General features: G+C 71.4%; 17 protein-coding genes. 5 read left to right on the forward strand and 12 right to left on the reverse strand.

What is annotated here, in order from left to right; all coding sequences use genetic code 11:
• Window positions 1-10: 10 nt before the first annotated feature.
• From M1L60_RS36570 to M1L60_RS36580, 3 genes are read right to left on the reverse strand one after another with little or no spacing between them, the layout of a single operon-like run.
• Window positions 11-757, reverse strand: a complete 747-nt coding sequence (locus M1L60_RS36570; protein ID WP_253242132.1) for a succinate dehydrogenase/fumarate reductase iron-sulfur subunit — start codon at window positions 755-757, stop codon at window positions 11-13.
• Window positions 757-2,703, reverse strand: coding sequence for a fumarate reductase/succinate dehydrogenase flavoprotein subunit (locus M1L60_RS36575; RefSeq protein ID WP_253242133.1), 1,947 nt, complete (start codon window positions 2,701-2,703; stop codon window positions 757-759). Before M1L60_RS36575 ends, M1L60_RS36570 begins: the two co-directional genes overlap by 1 nt.
• 2 nt (window positions 2,704-2,705) lie before the next feature.
• A complete protein-coding gene (locus tag M1L60_RS36580; RefSeq protein WP_308208589.1) occupies window positions 2,706-3,434 on the reverse strand; it encodes a succinate dehydrogenase cytochrome b subunit in 729 nt (242 codons plus the stop codon).
• 71 nt (window positions 3,435-3,505) lie between these two features.
• Between M1L60_RS36580 and M1L60_RS36585 the strand changes: the two genes are divergently transcribed.
• Window positions 3,506-4,429, forward strand: a complete 924-nt coding sequence (locus M1L60_RS36585) for a LysR family transcriptional regulator (RefSeq protein WP_253242174.1) — start codon at window positions 3,506-3,508, stop codon at window positions 4,427-4,429.
• Window positions 4,430-4,589: 160 nt separating this feature from the next.
• On the opposite strand, the gene M1L60_RS36590 is transcribed toward M1L60_RS36585, so the two are convergent.
• Complete coding sequence (locus M1L60_RS36590; RefSeq protein ID WP_253242134.1) at window positions 4,590-5,297, reverse strand: maleylpyruvate isomerase family mycothiol-dependent enzyme; 708 nt, start codon at window positions 5,295-5,297, stop codon at window positions 4,590-4,592.
• 77 nt (window positions 5,298-5,374) lie between these two features.
• On the opposite strand from M1L60_RS36590, the gene M1L60_RS36595 reads away from it, so the two are divergent.
• On the forward strand, window positions 5,375-6,130 hold the full coding sequence (locus M1L60_RS36595; RefSeq protein WP_253242135.1) for a class I SAM-dependent methyltransferase: 756 nt from the start codon (window positions 5,375-5,377) through the stop codon (window positions 6,128-6,130).
• A gap of 138 nt (window positions 6,131-6,268) precedes the next feature.
• Window positions 6,269-7,990: a substrate-binding domain-containing protein gene (locus M1L60_RS36600; protein WP_253242136.1), complete on the forward strand. Its 1,722-nt coding sequence runs from the start codon at window positions 6,269-6,271 to the stop codon at window positions 7,988-7,990.
• A gap of 88 nt (window positions 7,991-8,078) precedes the next feature.
• On the opposite strand, the gene M1L60_RS36605 is transcribed toward M1L60_RS36600, so the two are convergent.
• The 8 genes from M1L60_RS36605 to M1L60_RS36640 all read right to left on the reverse strand — a co-directional run bounded on the left by M1L60_RS36605 (window position 8,079) and on the right by M1L60_RS36640 (window position 15,261).
• A complete protein-coding gene (locus tag M1L60_RS36605) occupies window positions 8,079-9,509 on the reverse strand; it encodes a phytoene desaturase family protein (protein ID WP_253242137.1) in 1,431 nt (476 codons plus the stop codon).
• Window positions 9,506-10,642 carry a glycosyltransferase family 2 protein gene (locus M1L60_RS36610; protein WP_253242138.1) on the reverse strand — a complete coding sequence of 379 codons (1,137 nt, stop codon included), beginning with the start codon at window positions 10,640-10,642 and terminating at the stop codon, window positions 9,506-9,508. The genes M1L60_RS36605 and M1L60_RS36610 overlap by 4 nt, the downstream gene beginning before the upstream one ends.
• A complete protein-coding gene (locus M1L60_RS36615; RefSeq protein WP_253242139.1) occupies window positions 10,639-11,427 on the reverse strand; it encodes a carotenoid biosynthesis protein in 789 nt (262 codons plus the stop codon). The genes M1L60_RS36610 and M1L60_RS36615 overlap by 4 nt, the downstream gene beginning before the upstream one ends.
• Window positions 11,414-11,992, reverse strand: coding sequence for a GNAT family N-acetyltransferase (locus M1L60_RS36620; RefSeq protein WP_253242140.1), 579 nt, complete (start codon window positions 11,990-11,992; stop codon window positions 11,414-11,416). Before M1L60_RS36620 ends, M1L60_RS36615 begins: the two co-directional genes overlap by 14 nt.
• Window positions 11,989-12,642: a monooxygenase gene (locus M1L60_RS36625; RefSeq protein ID WP_438862195.1), complete on the reverse strand. Its 654-nt coding sequence runs from the start codon at window positions 12,640-12,642 to the stop codon at window positions 11,989-11,991. Before M1L60_RS36625 ends, M1L60_RS36620 begins: the two co-directional genes overlap by 4 nt.
• Window positions 12,642-13,130 carry a YbaK/EbsC family protein gene (locus M1L60_RS36630; RefSeq protein ID WP_253242141.1) on the reverse strand — a complete coding sequence of 163 codons (489 nt, stop codon included), beginning with the start codon at window positions 13,128-13,130 and terminating at the stop codon, window positions 12,642-12,644. Before M1L60_RS36630 ends, M1L60_RS36625 begins: the two co-directional genes overlap by 1 nt.
• 10 nt (window positions 13,131-13,140) lie before the next feature.
• The gene (locus M1L60_RS36635) at window positions 13,141-14,403 is read right to left on the reverse strand and encodes a ferredoxin reductase family protein (RefSeq protein WP_438862196.1); all 1,263 of its coding nucleotides are present in this window, start codon (window positions 14,401-14,403) and stop codon (window positions 13,141-13,143) included.
• Window positions 14,404-14,478: 75 nt separating this feature from the next.
• Window positions 14,479-15,261 carry an SDR family NAD(P)-dependent oxidoreductase gene (locus M1L60_RS36640; RefSeq protein WP_253242142.1) on the reverse strand — a complete coding sequence of 261 codons (783 nt, stop codon included), beginning with the start codon at window positions 15,259-15,261 and terminating at the stop codon, window positions 14,479-14,481.
• Window positions 15,262-15,302: 41 nt separating this feature from the next.
• Between M1L60_RS36640 and M1L60_RS36645 the strand changes: the two genes are divergently transcribed.
• Together M1L60_RS36645 and M1L60_RS48070 are read left to right on the forward strand one after the other, a co-directional pair.
• A complete protein-coding gene (locus M1L60_RS36645; RefSeq protein ID WP_253242143.1) occupies window positions 15,303-16,166 on the forward strand; it encodes a helix-turn-helix domain-containing GNAT family N-acetyltransferase in 864 nt (287 codons plus the stop codon).
• A 39-nt stretch (window positions 16,167-16,205) separates the two neighbouring features.
• The gene (locus tag M1L60_RS48070) at window positions 16,206-17,303 is read left to right on the forward strand and encodes a sensor histidine kinase (RefSeq protein WP_253242144.1); all 1,098 of its coding nucleotides are present in this window, start codon (window positions 16,206-16,208) and stop codon (window positions 17,301-17,303) included.
• Window positions 17,304-17,305 lie beyond the last annotated feature (2 nt).

Consider the following 17,305-nt stretch of genomic DNA (forward strand, 5'->3'; position numbering starts at 1 on the left):
CGGAGAAGCGTCAGAACTTCTTGCGTACGGCCTGGCGGTAGTCCGCGTTCAAGCGGCCGATCAGGGTCAGCGGGATGCCCTTCGGGCAGACCTGGGTGCACTCGCCCATGTTGGTGCAGCCGCCGAAGCCGGCGTCGTCCTGGGCCTGCAGCATGTCGATGACCCGGGTGTCGCGTTCGGGCTGGCCCTGCGGCATGAGACCCAGGTGGGCCACCTTGGCCGCGGTGAACAGCATCGCCGAGCCGTTCGGGCAGGCCGCCACGCAGGCGCCGCAGCCGATGCACGTGGCCGCCTCGAACGCCAGGTCGGCGTCCACCTTGGGCACGGGGGTGGCGTGGGCCTCGGGCGCGGCGCCGGTCGGGGCCGTGATGTAGCCGCCGGCCGCGATGATGTCGTCGAAGGCGCTGCGATCGACGACCAGGTCCTTGATCACCGGGAAGGCGGCGGCCCGCCACGGCTCCACGTCGATGACGTCGCCGTCCTTGAAGTGCCGCATGTGCAGCTGGCAGGTCGTGGTGGCCTTCTCGGGGCCGTGGGCCACGCCGTCGATCACCATGCTGCACGCGCCGCAGATGCCCTCGCGGCAGTCGTGGTCGAACGCGATCGGGTCGTCACCGTCGAGGATCAGGGACTCGTTCAGCACGTCCAGCATCTCGAGGAAGCTGGCGTCGGGCGAGATGTCCTTGACGCCGTAGGTGACCATCTTCCCGGCGGTGTCCGGGTCGGTCTGCCGCCAGACCCGTACCTTGATGTCCATTACTTGTAGCTCCGGGTGCTCGGGTGGACGTACTCGAATTCGAGCTGTTCCTTGTGCAGGGTGGGCTTGGCGCTCTCGCCGGTGGCGTACTCCCAGGCCGCGACGTAGCTGAACTCGTCGTCGTGGCGCAGCGCCTCGCCGTCGGGGGTCTGCGACTCGCCGCGGAAGTGGCCGCCGCACGACTCGCGCCGGTGCAGGGCGTCGATGCACATCAGCTCGGCCAGCTCGAAGAAGTCGGCGACCCGGCCGGCCTTCTCCAGGTTCTGGTTGAGCTGCTCGCCGGTGCCGGGCACCTTGACCCGCTGCCAGAACTCCTCGTGCAGGCTGCGGATGAGCCCGATGGCCTTGGTCAGGCCCTCCTCGGTGCGCTCCATGCCGCAGTACTCCCACATGATGTGGCCGAGCTCGCGGTGGAAGCTGTCGACCGTGCGGTCGCCGTCGATCTCCAAGAGGCGCTTGATGCGGCCCTCGACCTGTTCGCGGGCTTCTTTTACTGACGCGTGATCTTCAGAGATCTTCTCGAACGGGCCGTTGGCCAGGTAGTTGCCCAGCGTCGTCGGCAGCACGAAGTAGCCGTCGCCCAGGCCCTGCATCAGCGCGGACGCGCCGAGCCGGTTGGCGCCGTGGTCGGAGAAGTTGGCCTCACCGACGACGAACAGACCGGGGACGGTCGACTGCAGGTCGTAGTCGACCCACAGGCCACCCATCGTGTAGTGCACCGCGGGGTAGATACGCATCGGGACCTGGTACGGGTCCTCGCCGGTGATCCGCTGGTACATCTCGAACAGGTTGCCGTACTTGGCCTCGACCGCCTTCTGACCCAGCCGCTTGATCGCGTCGGCGAAGTCCAGGTAGACGCCCAGGCCGCCGGGGCCGACGCCGCGGCCCTCGTCGCAGACGTTCTTGGCCGCGCGCGACGCGATGTCCCGGGGGACCAGGTTGCCGAAGGAGGGGTAGATCCGCTCGAGGTAGTAGTCGCGGTCCTCCTCGGCGATCTCGGCGGCCGGCTTCTGGCAGTCCTCGGCTCGCTTGGGCACCCAGACCCGGCCGTCGTTGCGCAGCGACTCGCTCATCAGCGTGAGCTTGCTCTGGTGCGTGCCCGACTCGGGGATGCAGGTCGGGTGGATCTGCGTGTAGCAGGGGTTCGCGAACAGCGCGCCCTTGCGGTGGGCCCGCCACGAGGCGGTGACGTTGCAGCCCTTGGCGTTGGTCGAGAGGAAGAAGACGTTGCCGTAACCGCCGGAGGCGAGCACGACGGCGTCGGCCATCTCGGTGGTGATCTCGCCGGTGACCATGTCGCGCACGACGATGCCGCGGGCCTTGCCCTCGACGATGATCAGCTCGAGCATCTCGTGCCGGGCGTTCATCTCGATGTTGCCCAGGCCGATCTGGCGCTCCATGGCCTGGTAGGCGCCGAGCAGCAACTGCTGACCGGTTTGGCCCCGGGCATAGAACGTGCGGGACACCTGGGTGCCGCCGAACGAGCGGTTGTCGAGCAGGCCGCCGTACTCACGGGCGAACGGCACGCCTTGGGCCACGCACTGGTCGATGATGTTCACCGAGACCGTGGCCAGGCGGTAGACGTTCGACTCGCGGGCGCGGAAGTCGCCGCCCTTGACGGTGTCGTAGAACAGCCGGTAGATCGAGTCGCCGTCGTTGCGGTAGTTCTTGGCGGCGTTGATGCCGCCCTGGGCGGCGATCGAGTGGGCCCGCCGCGGGCTGTCCTGATAGCAGTACGACTTGACGTGGTAGCCCGCCTCGGCCAGCGTCGCCGCGGCCGAGCCGCCGGCCAGGCCGGTGCCGACCACGATGACCGTCAGCTTGCGCCGGTTGGCCGGGTTGACCAGCTTGGCGTTGAACTTGCGACGCTCCCAGCGGGTCTCGATCGGGCCCTCGGGGGCGGCGGTGTCGACGATCGGGTCGCCGTCGTTCCAGAAGTCACCCATGATCAATCCACCAATCCGACGAGAACCGCGAAGGGCACCGAGAGGTAGCCGACGACGAGCACCAGCGACAGCACCAGGGCCGTGGCGCGGGCGTAGAACTCGCCGCGCGGGCTCTGCAGGCCGAAGGTGCGCACCGCGCTCCAGAGCCCGTGCCGCAGGTGGAAGCCGACCGCGACGATCGCCAGCGTGTAGAACAGTGTCACGTACCAGCGGCCGGGCGCGAAGTCCTCGGCGACGTTCCGGTAGACCTCACCGTGCACGCCGTGCGGGTTCAATGTGAGCGTGGTCAGGTCGAGGATGTGGTAGATCACGAAGAGCAGGACGATCACGCCGCCCCAGCGCATCGTGCGGGCGGCGTAGCTGCCCTGCACCTTGGGCCGGTGCGCGTACCTGACCGGGCGGGCCTGCCGGGCCCGGCGGGTCAGGATGGTCGCCGCCACGATGTGCCCGATCACGGCCACGGTCAGCACGGTCCGCTGGATGTAGAGGAACCAGGCCTCGGGCAGCAACGGGTTGCCGATGGTCCGCAGCCAGTGCGCGTAGTGATCGAAGGTCTCGGGGCCGAAGAAGATCTTCAGGTTGCCGATCATGTGCGCGTACAGGAAGGCGACCAGCAGCAGGCCGGTCACCGCCATGAAGAGCTTGAGGGCGACCGAGGAACGCCGCCGCGCCGTTTTGCCCGGAGCGGGCGCTGCCGCCGCCGACTTCCGGGTCGAAGTATCTACCGCCACACACTGGACGGTAGGTACCGGGTGACGATTCGTCTAATGCATGATCGACGCAGTCTCCATAGAGATAGGCTATCGAGGTGCAGCTCCAGCAACTTCGCTACTTTCTCGCGGTGGAACAAACCCGCCACTTCACCCAAGCTGCGGACATTTTGGGCGTCTCGCAGCCGACTCTCAGTAAGCAAATTCACACGCTGGAAACGACCCTCGGCGCGCCCCTGTTCGAGCGGATCCGTGGCGGTGTGACCCTGACCGTGGCCGGGCAGACCCTGCTGCCGCTGGCCCAGCGGATGGTCGCCGACGCCGACGCGGCCCAGGAAGCGGTGGCCGACATCGTGGGCCTGCGCCGCGGCGAGGTGCGGCTGGGCGCCACCCCGAGCCTGTGCTCGTCGCTCGTGCCCGAGGTGCTGCGCACCTTCCGGGCCGGGAACCCCGACATCCAGCTCTACGTCAACGAGGGCGGCTCGCAGGACCTGATCGAGAACCTGCTGGCCCACACGCTCGACCTGGCCCTGATCGTCCAGCCCGAGGAGGGCGTCGACGACTCGCTGAGCGCCGACCCCGTGCTGCGCGAGAGCCTGGTCGTGGCCTCGGTGGCCGACGGCCCGCCGCCCACGCCGCACGCGCAGATCGCCCTTTCCGAGCTCGAGCACACGCCGCTGGTCATGTTCCGGGCCGGCTACGACATTCGCGGGGTGACCCTCGAGGCGTGCCAGAAGGCGGGGTTCACGCCCAAGTTCGCCGTCGAGGGCGGCGAGATGGACGCGGTGCTGGCGTTCGTCGAGGCCGGGCTGGGCGTGGCCCTGGTGCCGAGCATGGTGCTGGCCAACCGGCCGCTGCTGCGGGCCACTCCGCTGGCCCCGCCGGGCATGCGGCGGACGATCGCGCTGGCCCACCGGAAGCGCTCGGTGCTGCCGCACGCCGCCGAGGCGCTTCGCCGAACACTGCTCCATCACATCGCGACAGAAAAACTGCCGCTCGGCGTCCGCCCGCTTTAAGGCGTGTTTCATGACTGGACCCGACCTGCGCCGGGCCCAGATTTCGGCTGCGCACGTCCCGCGAAAGGCCGGTTACAACACCGGTAGCCTGCCTTCCGCGGGCCGCACACAGCCGAAATCTGGACCTCGCCGCAGGCCGACCCCAGTTATGAAACACGCCTTAGAAGCGCGAAGCGGCCAGCCACCGCTCCCACAACGCGGCGTCGCCGGCGGGTTGCGACGTGGCGCGGCGGCGGTTGAGCGTCAGCAACAGCTCCAGGACGGGGGCGGTCACGGTCACGTCGGCCCCGCGGTCGCCGTCATCCCATGTGATGCCGCTGCTGGTAAGGGTGACGTGCCAACTTCGGGGGACGTCGGTGGCGCTGAACTGAAGGGTCTCGCCGTCGCCCCGCATCGTTTCGAACGTCTTGAAGCTGAGCAGCAGGTCGGAGACGCCGTCGGCGGCCAGGTCGGGGGCCAGCTCGCCGTCCGGGTCGGCGTCGAAGCGGTGGACGACCTCGTCGTGCACCATGCGCCGCTGCCAGAACCCGGCCGTCTGGTGCCTCGGGTGCCAGGTCCAGGCCTCGTTCGAGAAGCCCACGGCGACCACGGCGGCGTTGAGCCGTTGGGCGCCGTCGAGCAGCCAGGGCGTCCAGACGTCCGGATCGGACGGTGCGCCGACCCGCTCGTACTCGACCGGGCCGCCGGCCTCGAGGACGTCGGCCGCGTAGCGGTGGCCCGAGCCGACGTGGGTGACCAGGTCGTGGACCGTCCACTCAGGGCAGCTGGGCACGATCGTCGCGATCGGCAGGCGGGCCGCGGCCGCACCGAGCCGCCCCGCCTCGGCTTCGAGTTCCGCTGCGTACCGTTCCGGGGCCAGCCATTCCATGGAAATGACCTTAAGGCCTGTTCGGGGCCGGCGTGGGGCTACGGAGGGGCCAGCCTCGAACAGGCCTTAATGTCTGGATGGTGAACCGTGGGGAGTTCGAGGATCCGCGCCTGGTCGAGATCTACGACGCGGAGACCGTCTGGGGCTGGGACGACGACCTGTTCATGGCGTTGCTGGCGGAACGGGACGCGCCCCGGGTGCTCGACTTCGGCTGCGGCACCGGGCGGCTCGCGATCGCCATGGCCGCCGCCGGGCACGAGGTGACCGCGGTCGAACCGGCCCGGGCCGCCCTCGACGCCGCCCGTCGCAAGCCCGGGGCCGGCCAGGTGCGCTGGATCGAGGGCGCGGCCGAGGTCGTTCCGGCCCGGGCGTACGAGGCCGTGATGATGACGGGTCACGTGGCGCAGTCCCTCGTCAGTGACGAGCAGTGGCTGTCGACCTTGCGGGTCCTGCGCCGGGCGCTCGTCCCGGGCGGCCGGTTGATCTTCGACAGTCGCGATCCGGACGCCCGCCCGTGGTCGTCCTGGACTCCTGTCGGCTCACGTCGGCCCGTCGTCGGGCCCGACGGCGAGATCGTCGACACATGGATGGACGTAGATTTGGTGGCCGAGGCGACGGTCACCGTAACTCGGCACTATGCATTTACTCACAGTGACGAGCTCACCAGCTCGGCCACGCTGCGCTTTCGCTCCGAAAGTGAGCTGAGGACTACTGTCGAAGCGGCGGGCTTCGATGTGGACAGGGTCTATGGCGGGTGGGCCCGGGAGCCTGTTGGCACAGGTGAGGACGGAGAATTGATCGCAGTTGCGATGGCGCGGCCGCAGGGTAGGTGATGTAACACTCTCTGTCTATCGGCAACCTGCCAATAGGGGCCGACCCGCGTCGGCCGCCGATATGTGATTACTATTCGCTCACGTTGGAGCGAGACCGCTCGATGGAGAGCGGGTCGATCAGAGGGAGAGGTGGGTGCGATGTCGGAGCTGCCGAGAGGCAACCAGGGCCCGGGCGACGAGCCGATCACCCACCACGGGCCGCCCGGTGGCGGCGCCGGCCGGGTGCTGCTCGCGGCCGCGATCGTGGTGCTGCTGGTCGCCGTGGCCGGGGGCACGACGTGGTGGATGTACTCCCGTGATCCCGCCCCCACCTCCAACACCGCCGGCCTCCCGGAGCGGTCGCCGTCGGCCGCCACCTGTGCGGGGGTGAAGCTGCGGGTCGCCGCCGCCCCCGAGATCGCGCCGGTGGTCAGCGCCGCGGCCAAGACGCTGGACGACGACCCGGCCAACACCTGCGACCCCATCGAGGTCGTCGCCGAGGAACCGGGCTACACCGTGGCCGCCGCGGCCAAGCCCGACGTCTGGATCCCGTCCAGCAGCGCCTGGCTGAGCATCGCCAACGCGGGCGGCGCCGCCTTCGCCACCGACGGCAAGCCGCTGGCCCACTCGCCGATCATGCTGGCCGCCCCGGCCGTGGTCGCGAAGACGATCGCCAAGGGCGACCGGACCTCGTGGGCCCAGCTCACCGGGGCCGCCGCCGCCGGCAAGCTCTCGGCCGTGACCATGCCGGACGCGCAGTACAGCACGACCGGCCTGCTCTCGGTCTACGGCGTCAACGCGGCCATGGCCCGCACCACCCCCGACGCCGGCATCGCCCAGTTGCGGGCGCTGACCTTGCGCAGCCGGCTGGCCGACGCCACGGCCGACCCGACCAAACTGCTGGCCCGGGTGGCCGAGCAGTGGAACACCAACGGCGTGGTCTACGACGTCGGCGTCTTCCCCACCACCGAGCAGCAGCTGCGCGCCTACCAGCAGGGCAAGCACACCATCCCGCTCCAGGGCGCGTACCCGGTCGACGGTCAGGTCGAGGCCGACTACCCGTTCGCCGTGGCCAAGAACAACCAGGACGTCGAGCTGACCGCCCAGCTGCGGGCGGCGATCACCCGTACGTCGCTGACCAAGGCCGGTTTCCGCCCGGCCTCGCTGCCCAACACGTTGCCGCTGCCGGCCAAGCCGCGCGAGCTGCTCGCCATGTCGACGATGTGGAGCGAGTACAAATCGCTCAGCACCCAGGTGCTGCTGCTCATCGACGCGTCCGGCTCGATGAACAAGAAGATCGCGGCGCCCGGCGGCGGCACCACCACGCGGGCCGGTCTGCTGCGTGAGTCGGGCCGGTTCGCGGCCGAGCTGTTCGCCGAGGACACCACCGTCGGCATGTGGTTCTTCGGCCAGCCGACGCCGTCCAGCCCGCCGCACAAAGAGGTCGTGTCCTACGGTCCGATCACCGCGCCGGTCGCCGGCAAGACCCGCCGTGAGGCGCTGGCCAAGGCGATGATCGACTACCGCGCGGCCGACAACTCGGGCACGCCGCTCTACAAGTCGGTGCTCGACGGCGTGGCCGAGATGCGCGAGAAGGTCTCACCGGGCACGGTCACCCTGGTCGTGGTGCTGACCGACGGCGAGGACGGCGAGTCCACGTTCAAGATGACCCAGTCCCAGTTCATGACCAAGCTGGCCGCCGAGCAGGACCCGAGCCGCCCGGTGCCGGTGCTCGCCCTCGGCTACGGTCCCGACGTCGACATGCAGGCCCTGACCGCGATGTCCGAGGCAACCGGGGGCAAGGCGTTCCCGGCCACCGACCCGGCCGACCTGTCGTCGGCCATCGCCAAGGCGTTCCTGGCCGCCCACGCCCCACGCTGACTCAGGCCGGCTCGATGCCCCCGCGCTGACTCAGGCCGGCTCGATGCCCCCGCGCTGACTCAGGCCGGCTCGATGCCCCCGCGCTGACTCAGGCCGGGCCGATGCGGTCGGCCACGATCTGGGCCGAGAGGGTCACCATCGGCAGGCCGCCGCCGGGGTGCACCGAGCCGCCGACCAGGTGCAGCCCCTCGACCGGGCCGTGGTTGACCGGGCGCATCAGCCCGCCCGCGGTGCCATAGATGGCGCCGCCGGGGGCGGCCGTGGCCTCGGCCAGGTCGGCGGGCGTGCGGGTCTCGCGAAAAAGCAACCGGTGGCGTACGTCGAGACCGCGCTCGGCCAGCACAGCGAGCACGCGATCGGCGTACGCGTCGGCCAGCCCCGGCCGTCGCCAGTCCACCGCCCGCCAGCCGCTGCCGTGCCGGGGCGCGTTGATCAGCACGAACCACGCCTCACAACCGGCCGGGTGCACGGCCGGGTCGACGGCCCGGGTGACGAAGACGGTGGGATCGCCCGCCGGCCGGGCCCGGCGCGACGCCGATCCGAAGATGTCGTCGAACTCGGCGTCGTAATAGGACGGGAAGAAGACGGTGTGGTGGGCCAGCTCCGGCGTCTCCCCGCGCACGCCCAGCAGCAGCACGAAACCGCCGAGGCTGCGGTCGGTCAACCCGCTCAGGCGCCGCGGGGCCGGCAGCAGATCGCGATAGACGGTCAGCGCGTCCACATTCGACACCACGGCCGCGGCCGGCACGAACTCGCCACCGGCCAGGCGTACGCCGGTGACCTTCCCGCCCTCGGCCGTGATCCGCTGCACCTCGGTGTTCCGCACGATCCGCACGCCGGCGGCCGAGCAGCGCTCCTCGAGCGTCGTGGCGATCGTGCCCAGGCCGCCCGGCACGTAGAAGCCGCCGAAAGCCAGCTCCGCGTACGGGACGGCGGCCAGCGCGGCCGGCGCCCGGCGCGGGTCGGCCCCGGTGTAGGTCGCGTACCGGTCGAGCATCGTCCGCAGCCGCGGGTCGCGCAGGTACTGCCGGCCCAGCGCGCGCAACGAGCGGCCGGGCGCGATCGCCGCCAGGTCGCCGACCCGCCAGGTCAGCCCGGCCAGCGAGGCCGGGGTCACCGGATTGCGCAGCACCGACCGCCACGACGCGTCCCAGATGCGGCGGGCGCGGGTCCAGAACCGGTCCCAGTCGTGCGCGGCCTCCGGCCCGAGGGCGACGGCGATGCGGTCGAGGAACTCGGCGTGCACGGCCGACGAGTCGAGCACCGTGCCGTCGGCGAAGACGTGCCGCACCACCGGGTCGAGCGGCACCAGGTCGGGCTGGGCCTCGGTGAAGACCTGGGGCAGGGTGAGCAGGCTGGGCCCGGTGTCGAAGCGGAACCCGTCCCGCTCGTGGACGGCCAGCTTGCCGCCGAGCTCACCCGACCGCTCGAACACGGTCACCGAGTGCCCGGCCCCCGCGAGTCGCGCCGCCGCGGTCAACCCGCCGACACCCGCGCCGATGACGATGATGCTGCTCATACGGGGCGCCCGCGCCAGGTCAGGTTGCCTCGGGCCCGTTCGCGGAACGAGCGGGCGATCAAGCGGGCGAAAAGGGCGATCGAGAGCGGATGGGCGAGGGGGTCGGGCCATTCGCGTCCGCCTGTGGCGCGGGCCGCCAGCACTCGCCCGGCGACTCCGAGGGCGTAGGCGGTCGAGGCCACCGCGGCCCCCTGATAATCACCCGCGGCGGCCAGGCCGACGGCGGCGAGCGGCGGAACGAGGTACAGAAGAAGCAGGGTGACCACGACGGCGGCCGCGCCGGACCGCGAGCCGAAGGAGGCCCAGAGCGACTTGGCGTAGCCGGCCTCGAGCTCGGCCCACGAGTCGTACATGCGGCAGGTGGCCAGGCGGGAGCCGTCGGCCAGGGCGATGCGGCCGCCGGAGCGTTTGACCGCGCGGGCCAGGGCGATGTCTTCCAGGATCTCGGTGCGCACTGCGGCGTGGCCGCCCGCTTGGCGGTACGCGGCGGCGTCGATGACCAGCCATTGCCCGCCGGCCGCGGCCAGGGACGGGCGGGGCGAGCGTTCCATCGCACGCAAGGGCAGGAACGTCAGCCACGACCATTGCAGAAGTGGCTGCACCAGACGGCCGGCGCCGGTGATCTTTGGGTACGGCGAGAGCAGTCCGACCTCGGCCCGGCGCAGCTCGGTGACGGCGGCGGCGATCGCGTCCGGTTCGAGCACCACGTCGGCGTCCACGAACGACAGGACGTCGGCGTCCGCCGCGGCGTCGGCCAGTTGCTGGCACGCGTGGGGCTTGCCCAGCCAACCGTCGGGCAGCGGCTTCCCGGTCAGCAGCCGCACTTTGTCGCCGGCCAGCGCGCGCACGATCTCGGCGGTTCCGTCGGTCGAGCCGTCGTCCAGCACATAAATCGTCACGTTCTCGGCGCCGCGCTGGGCCAGCAGTGATTCCAGGCAGGCCCCGACCCGCTCCGCCTCATCCCGCACAGGAAGAAGCACGGCCACCCGTTCGGCCTCGCCCGGCGCGAGACGAGACGTTGCGTCTCGTTCGGGCCGGCCGGGGGAGTCGGCGGCGGGGCGGCGGAGCAGCAGGGCGTTGACGGCGGTGTGGGTGGTGAGGGCGGCCCACGGCAGCAGCGCGAGCCACCTCACGGTCGTACCCGTCGCTGGTCGGTCTCGGGCCGGGCCGGGGTCAGCAGGTGGACGGCCACGGGCAGCACGGCCGCGCCCATCAGCACGCCGCCCCACACCGCCGAGGCGGGCAGGCTCAGGAACACGGCGTGGGCGAGCACTGACGAAGCGTACGTCCAGAACCAGAGGCCCAGCATGGGCCCGTCGTCGGGCCCGGCCTCGTGCACCCGCGAGAAGTGGCTGAGCGCGGTCATCAGCACGACCGCGAAGCCCAGCCAGCCCAGATAGTTGCTGATCGGGATGCCGGTCAGGCCGGGCAGCGCGGGGGTGGGGGAGACCCACCGCCAGTAGCCCTCGGCCACCATCTGCGGGTCGAGGAAGAGGTCCCAGGCGGCCAGGCCGAACGCGGCCACGCCGACCCGGGCCCAGCGGGCGATCGGCAGCCGTTGCGCGGCCAGCCAGGCCGGCCAGGCCATCCAGGTCCAGGCCAGCGGGATGATCAGCGGGACGCCGAGCAGCTTGGGTCCGAGCTGCCCCGAGTAGTCGTAGGTGCCGAACGGGAAGCTGGTGGCCACCCCGAGCGCCTCGACCGCGAAGCCGCCCAGCGTGGCTGCGCCGACCAGGGCCAGCGCGGCCCGGGGGCCACGGGTGAGCCAGGCGTGCGTGACCGACAGCAGGTAGCCGAGCACGACCGTGGCCACGGTGAACGCGGCCCGGGTCGAGCCGGAGGTCAGCGGGTAGCAGATCTGGGCGAGAACCAGCGCCCCGAGCAGCACCCAGGACGGGGTGGCTTTAGAGACCGACAATGCCGGGAGCGTCTTCCGCTGGTCGTTCGAGGACCGGCAGGTCGCGGCCGAGGATGGCGAACGCCCGTTCGTCGCCGGGGAAGTGGAAGTGGCGCAGCACGTCGGCGAACCCGAACCGGCGGTAGAGCCGCCACGCCCGCGACTTCTGCTCGTCGGCCTCGGGCGTGGAGAGCAGCACGGTCTCGCCCTCGGCCATGGCCAGCAGCGCGCGCAGCTGCCGGGCGCCCACGCCGTGCCCCTGGGCCGCCGGGCGCACGTGCAGCTCGACCACCTCGAAGCAGTCGGCCAGCCAGCGTTGCCGCTCGCCCTCGCCGAGGTTGGACCGAACCTGGTCGTGCCACCACTGACCGGGGCCGGAGGTGTAGCCGTAGCCGAAGCCGGCGAGCCGCCCGTCGGTGGTGAGGGTCGCGACCGCCCGGAACCCGGCCCGCCGCACATGGGCGCCGATGTAGCCGCGCCGGGTCTGCAACAGCTCCTGGCGGTAGCCCATGGCCTCGCCGTAGACGCTCACCACGTCGTCGAGCCGCCGCAGCAGGTCGTCCGGCTGCCACGCCACGAGCCTCATCGTCGAGTCACGCCCTTCTCAACCCAGCCCAGCACGCCGCGGTCGCCGGTGATCTCGTCGACCGCGAATCGGGCGAAAAGCTCCTCGGCGTACCACCCATCGGTCGGTGTCCGTGCGATCACCGCGCGATGCTCCGGCTGACGGTACGCGAATCGGGCCAGGTCCGCCGCATCGCGCCACAGGCTGATCGTGCCCTGGAAGCCGATCGGGGCCTCGCCGATGCCGAAGTGCGCCAGCAGGCCCGGTGCTTGATCGACTTCGCGGGCGACCGGGGCGATGGCCTTCCAGAACGCCCGGGCCCGCGTCGGCCGCAGCCGGGCCCGGGTGAGCGCCAGAACCATGCCCTCGCTTTTCCGATTTGTCGGCAGAAACGGCTCCCGCCCCGACCAGGTGCCCCGGCTGCTCAGTGGCGTGATGTCCACCCGCGCCGAGCTGATCGCCAATTTTTCCCATTTAGGCAGGTGTACGGGGTCATCGCTGACGGTTATGGCCGCGTATCGCGTCAGGTCGGCATCGGCCGGTCCGAAGCCATCCGCCGTACCCAAGAATTTCGAGAATTTTGTCCGCTTCGCCCCCGGGAAGGCTAGGCGGAACATGGCCGGAACCACCAGGTGGCGCGGCACCCGCCACACGTGCAGGGTGACCGGCATCAGGCCACGTCGACCGGCGTGCCCGCGGTGACCCGCACCAGCTCGGCGAAGGTGATCGGGAAGACCGCCTGCGGCACCCCGCCCGCGGCCCAGATGTCGCGGTACTGCTCGAGCGCGGTGTCGACCAGCGTCCGGACCGGCTTGGGGTGCCCGAGCGGAGCGACCCCGCCGATGGCCTGCCCGGTGTGCTCGCGGACGAACTCGGGCGTGGCCCGGCGCAGCCGGCCGAGGCCCAGACCGGCCGCGACCTTGGCCGTGTCGACCCGGTGCGCGCCCGAGGTCAGCACGAGCAGCGGCTCGCCGTCGGCGTCGAAGATCAGCGAGTTGGCGATCTGGCCGACCTCGATGCAGAGCGCCTCGGCCGCCGCGACCGCGGTGTGCGCGGCCGAGTCCAGGATGATGACCATGGACGGGGCGTCGTCGGCGGTGTGCGCGCCCGCGGCGTCCAGCGCGTCCTGCACGGCGATGACGTTGGGGTGTTCCCTCATCAGCCCATTCTCACCACCCGAACCGTTCCCGGTGCAGGCGGGCCGGGGGTACGCCCACCGCCCGGGCGGCCCGGAACACCGACGCGGCCCAGGCGTCGGGCCCGCAGACGTACACGTCGTGCCCGGCCAGATCGGGGGCGAGCGAGCGCAACGCCTCGGCGTCGTCGTAGTCGGCGTACTCGGCGGGCAGCCACGACCCGGCCTCGGCCCGGGGGCCGACCAGCGGCACCAGGCGCACGCCGCGGTGCTCGGCCAGCCACTCCAGCTCCTTGAGGAACGCCACCTCGTGCGGATGGCGGGTGCGGTAGACCAGGGTGGCCCGGCCGTGGCCGTACGGCAGGTCCCAGAGCAGCGCCAGCAGCGGCGTCACCCCGGTCCCACAGGCCAGCATGGTCACCGGGCCCCCGGCATACGTGGCTGCGGTCATCCGCCCGTACGGCCCCTCGATCAGCACCCGCGTGCCCGGCCGCAGCGCCGCGACCCGCGACGTGCCGTCGCCGACGACCTTGACCGTGATCCGCAGGCTGTCGCTGCGCGGCGGCCCGGACAGCGAGAACGGGTGACCGCGCAGCCCCTCGCGGCCGTCGAGGAAACGCCACACGAAGAACTGCCCGGCCCGCACCGGCAGCCGGTCGAGCCGCCGCCCGCCCAGATAGACCGAGACCAGGCCGGGCGCCTCCGGGTCGACGTGATCCACGGTCAGCCGGTGCCGCAGCGTCCGCCACATCGGCAGCCCGAGGCGGAACACGACGATCGAGCCGGCGGCGACCGCGTACAGGCTCCACCAGTAGGCGCGGGCGACCGGGGACCGGAAGTCACTGCCGATCAGCAGCATGTGCGGCAGGGCCAGGCCGACACCCAGATAGGCGTACAGATGCAGCAGATGCCACGACTCGTAACGCAGCCGCCGCCGGGCGCGGCGCACCGACGTCACCACGACCAGGAGCAGCGTGGCCAGAGCCAGGTAGGCCCACAACATCCCCGGGTCGAAGAACCGCATTCCGTACGCCGTGACGGCCAGCCCGACGTGGGCCAGGAGCAGCTGGAACGACGCGAAGCCGGTCCAGCGGTGCCAGCGGGCCAGCGTGTCCTGGCCGTACGCGCGCTCGACCCACGGGATGCGGGCCATCAGCACGACCTGGATCAGCAGCAGGTCGGCCGACCACAGCGCGGCCAGCCGCCCCCACGCGGCCGGTCCGCCGGGCGCGTCGTCCCGGCCCAACGTCCACAGTGCCGTGACGATGAGCAGGGAGAGGGCCGCCGTGATCCGCACGAGGCGTGACCGTACGTTTCCGCCGGCCGCGAGGGCAGACCCTCGTGAACAAGCCCTCGGTTTCCCGGGTTTCCGTTATTTCCGTACGCCGGTGGCCTCTTCACTGGTGTCCCAGAGCTCGGCCGCCGCGGCCGGGTCGCCCGCGTGTGCCCGCGGCGACGCGAGCCGGCCGTGCTCGTCGTAGTAGCCGCCGTTGGTCACGTCGGTCGTGGCCAGCCGCACCAGCAGCGCGCCCGCCGTCTCGGGCGTGACCAGGAAAGGCGCCCACTTGTAGAAGAAGCGCGTCGCCCGGCCCGCCCCGAAATTGCTGCGCACGACGCCCGGATGGAACGCGACGCTCGTGATCCCGGGCCAGCGCCGGGCGGCCTCGGCCGCGAACAGGATGTTGGCCGACTTCGCCCCGCCGTAGGCCGTCCACGGGTTGTAGCGGCCGGGCCGGTCGAGCTGGGGCGGGCCGTAACGGTGGGCCCGCGAGGCGGTGTTGACCACACGACCGCCGGCGAGCCGGTCCTTCAGCAGATGGGTGAGCAGGAACGGCGCCAAATGGTTGCTCTGGATGGTCGCCTCGAAGCCGTCTTTCGTACGGCGGTAGTGCTGGACCATGCCGCCGGCGTTGTTGGCCAGGACGTCGACCTTCGGGTACTCGGCCCTTATCCGCGCGGCAAGATCGCGTACTTGATCGAAGTCTTCGAAGTCGGCTTTCATAACCTTGGCATTCTTTACCTTTTGTGCGGCTTGTTCGAGGCGCTCGGGCGTGCGGCCGACCAGCACCACCTCGTCGCCCGCGGCCGCGAACTGCTCGGCGGCGGCCAGCCCTACGCCCGAACTGCCACCGGTGACGACCACGATCCGGCTCATGGTTCCTCCCTGCGCGGTTTCTCTGACTAGAGTCAGAGGTCATGGATCAGATCGAGCTCGTACGGGACTTCAACCGGTTCTACACGCAACGCCTCGGCGTGCTCAACGATCATTACCTGGGCCAGGGGCGGCCGCTCGGCGAGGCGCGCCTGCTGTTCGAGATCGGCGACGGCGCCGACCTACGCGAACTGCGCTCCCGGCTCGGGCTCGACTCCGGTTATCTGAGCCGGCTGCTGCGCTCGCTGGGCGGGGACGGGCTGGTCGCGGTCGGCCCCAGCCCGTCCGACGGGCGGGTGCGGACGGTGACCCTGACCGCGGCCGGCCGTGCGGAGCGGGCCGAGTTGGAGGCGCGCTCGCGGGACAGCGTGGCCGGGCTGCTCGATCCGCTCACTGCTGAGCAGCGGGAACGGTTGCTCGAGGCGCAGGCCCAGGTCCGGCGTCTGATGCGGCTGGCCACCGTCACCATCGACGCCGGGCCGGATGACACCGCTTCCGCCCGGGGCTGCCTTCAGGCGTACGCCCAGGAATTGGATCTTCGCTTTCCCGAGGGGTACGACCCGGCCACGCTGATCGCGCCGGGCACGCTCACCGACGGGACGTTCCTGCTGGCCCGCGAGGACGGGCGGCCGGTCGGCTGCGGCCTGTGGCAGGGGAGCGGGCCGGTCGCGGAGATCCGGCACGTGTGGGTGAGCCCGGACGCCCGCGGGCTCGGGCTGGGCCGCCGGCTGCTGACCGCCCTCGAGCAGGACGCGGCCGCGCACGGCATCACGACGATCCGGCTCGGCACGCACTCGGCCCTCACGGAGGCGATCGCCCTCTATCGCGCCAGCGGCTATCGCGAGATCCCGGTCGACGACCCCTCGCCGTACAACCAGCTCGTGTTCGAGAAAGGACTAGTACTTTAGTCGGGTCCGATTTCCGGGCTTCCTTCGTACGATCGTGGCGTGCGCGAGACTCTCCGCTCGGTGTGGCACGAGCCCCGGTCGCCGGGCGCGCCGGTCCGTGTCCGGCGCGACTGGGTGCTGGTGGCTGTCGTCGTCCTGGCCACTGTGCTCGAGGGAGTGCTGACCTCGGCCTGGTCCGGCATGATCCTCGGGCTGGTGCTGACGCCGACCCTGCTGTGGCGGCGCACCCGGCCGTTCCTGATGGTCGCGATCGCGTTCCTGGTCTGCCTGTTCTGGTCCGATCCGGGCAACGGCACGCTGGCCTACCTGCTGATCCTGCCGTATTCGTTGTTCCGCTGGGGCTCCGGGCGCGAGGCGCTGGCCGGGGCCGGGCTGATCTTCGCCAAGATCTCGGTGTCGGCCGCCCTGGGCCACATCGGCGTCTCCGACATGCTGCTCGGGTTCGTGGCCATGATCGCGGCGTTCGCGCTGGCCACGACGTTCCGCTACCGGGCCCGGCTGCTCGAGCGGCGGCTCGGCGAGGCCAAACTGCGCGAACGCGAACGGCTGGCCCGCGACCTGCACGACACGGTGGCCCACCACGTCTCGGCCATGGCGATCCGGGCCCAGGCCGGCATCGCGGTGGCCCAGCGGCAACCCGAGGCCGCGGTCGAGGCGCTGCGGGTGATCGAGGCCGAGGCGACCCGGGCCCTGGCCGAGATGCGCACGATGGTGCGCGCGCTGCGCCTGTCCGAGGCCGATGACCGGGCGCCCAGCCCGGGCTGGGACGAGCTGCGCGGCCTGGCCTCGTCGTCCGGCCTGCCCGTCTCGGTCGAGCTGACCGGCGACCTCGACGGCGTGCCGGCCACGGTCGGCACCGCGGTCTACCGCCTCGCGCAAGAGTCGGTGACCAACGCGCGGCGGCACGCCCGGCATGCCAGCCGCGTCACGGTGCGGGTGGCGGCCGACGAGTCGCTGGTGCGGCTGCACGTCAGCGACGACGGCGAGGCCGCCCGGTCGTTCTCGGCCACCGGGTTCGGGCTGGCCGGCATGGCCGAGCGGGCCGGTCTGCTCGGCGGCACCTGCGAGGCCGGCCCGGGTCCGGGGCGCGGCTGGACGGTCACGGCGACGCTGCCCCGCACCGGGGTGGCGGCCTGACC

Source organism: Paractinoplanes aksuensis (assembly GCF_024137025.1).
Taxonomy (GTDB): Bacteria; Actinomycetota; Actinomycetes; order Mycobacteriales; family Micromonosporaceae; genus Actinoplanes; species Actinoplanes aksuensis.